The sequence below is a fragment of the Streptomyces sp. NPDC004031 genome (assembly GCF_053604375.1).
In genome coordinates, this window is the sequence record NZ_JBSGHL010000151.1 from 1 (window position 1) to 1733 (window position 1733).

The 1733-nt window shown below is 67.6% G+C and carries 2 protein-coding genes; one reads left to right on the forward strand and one right to left on the reverse strand.

The window, feature by feature from the left end; genetic code table 11:
- The first annotated feature begins 92 nt into the window (after positions 1-92).
- The gene (locus tag ACWERV_RS36750; RefSeq protein WP_452941233.1) at positions 93-1214 is read left to right on the forward strand and encodes an IS630 family transposase; all 1122 of its coding nucleotides are present in this window, start codon (positions 93-95) and stop codon (positions 1212-1214) included.
- Positions 1215-1235: 21 nt separating this feature from the next.
- On the opposite strand, the gene ACWERV_RS36755 is transcribed toward ACWERV_RS36750, so the two are convergent.
- On the reverse strand, positions 1236-1637 hold the full coding sequence (locus tag ACWERV_RS36755; RefSeq protein ID WP_452941235.1) for a hypothetical protein: 402 nt from the start codon (positions 1635-1637) through the stop codon (positions 1236-1238).
- Positions 1638-1733 lie beyond the last annotated feature (96 nt).

The window sequence follows — 1733 nt, forward strand, 5'->3', positions numbered from 1 at the left end:
CCTAGTGCTCTGACCGGGAAGGTTCACCGGGTTGACTGTTCCGGCGGTTGGATGTGCGGCGACGTCCGTTGATCCGACCGTTGGGGTGTTGTGTGTCCGAGCCTGTTCGTGTGCGCAGGTTGACTGATCAGGAGGGGCAGAAGCTGCAACAGATCGTGCGTCGGGGTAGCACCAGTTCGGTGCGGTACCGGCGCGCGATGATGCTGCTGGCCTCGGCCGCCGGGAACCGGGTGCCGCTGATCGCCCAGCTGGTGCAGGCCGACGAGGACACCGTCCGCGACGTGATCCACCGGTTCAACGGGACCGGCACGGCCTGCCTGGACCCTCGGTGGGCGGGAGGCCGTCCCCGCCTGCTCAGTCCTGACGAGGAGGACTTCGTCGTGGCGACGGCCACCACCCGCCCGACCAAGCTCGGCCAGCCCTTCACCCGCTGGTCCATCCGCAAACTCGCCGCCTACCTGCGGAAAGTCCACGGGCGAGTGATCCGTATCGGCCGCGAGGCATTACGGTGCCTGCTCGCCCGCCGCGGCATCACATTCCAGCAGACCAAGACGTGGAAGGAGTCCCCGGACCCGGAACGCGACGCCAAGCTCGACCGCATCGAAGAGGTCCTGGAGCACTTCCCCGACCGCGCGTTCGCGTTCGACGAGTTCGGCCCGCTCGGCATCCGCCCCACCGCCGGAGCCGGCTGGGCTCCCGCCGGTCGCCCCGAACGGCACCCCGCGACTTACCACCGCACCCACGGAGTCCGCTACTTCCACGGCTGCTACTCCATCGGCGACGACACCCTGTGGGGCGTCAACCGGCGCAAGAAGGGCGCCGCGAACACCCTGGCCGCACTGAAGTCGATCCGCGCGATGCGCCCGGACGGCGCCCCGATCTACGTGATCCTCGACAACCTGTCCGCCCACAAGGGCGAGCACATCCGGCGCTGGGCGATCAAGAACCGGGTCGAGCTGTGCTTCACCCCTACCTACGCGTCCTGGGCCAACCCGATCGAGGCCCACTTCGGACCCTTGCGGCAGTTCACCATCGCCAACTCCCACCACCCCAACCACACCGTGCAGACCCGCGCCCTGCACGCCTACCTGCACTGGCGCAACAACAACGCCCGCCACCCCGACGTCCTCGCCGCCCAGCGACGCGAACGCGCCCGCATCCGGAGCGAGAAAGGCATCCGCTGGGGCGGGCGGGCGCTGACGACCGCAGCCTGATCCGAGTAGGCGCCTGCGGGGTCACTCCGTCAGTGCCGTGCAGAGGGCACCGAACAGCTCACGAAGTTCAGAGGCATCTATCGGACTGATCTCCATCTGCATGTGGCACACGTCATCGTCACCGTGCGGGGTGAGCCACACGAAGGAGGCGAAACCGTCCCCGACGGGCGTCATTGTCAGGGCCAGCGGATTGTTGCGACCGGGGGTCACCGCCTCGGAGAAGCTTCCGCCTGACGGCGCGCGCAGATGAGAGAGCACCCGCGTGGCGAAGTCCACGACCTCAGCGCTGCTGAGGTACCCACTGAAGTCGGCTGTCAGACATGTGCACCAGTCGGCGGTGACACGCCAACTGTTCTCCTCGACGCGAGCCAGCTCCACCCACGCATTGTCGCCCTCAAGGCGTATCCCCGGCTGTTCCACCATCGGCCTCCTGTCCGTGCCTGAGCCCAAGATCCTATGGGGGACCTCGCTATCCGCACAGTGATCGCCTCGGCGAACCTTCCCGGTCAGAGCACTAGC

What these genes read in the sequence shown, in the direction of transcription:
- ACWERV_RS36755 (WP_452941235.1), bottom strand. Translation starts at nt 1,637, where the DNA reads ATGGTGGAACAGCCGGGGATACGCCTTGAGGGCGACAATGCGTGGGTG.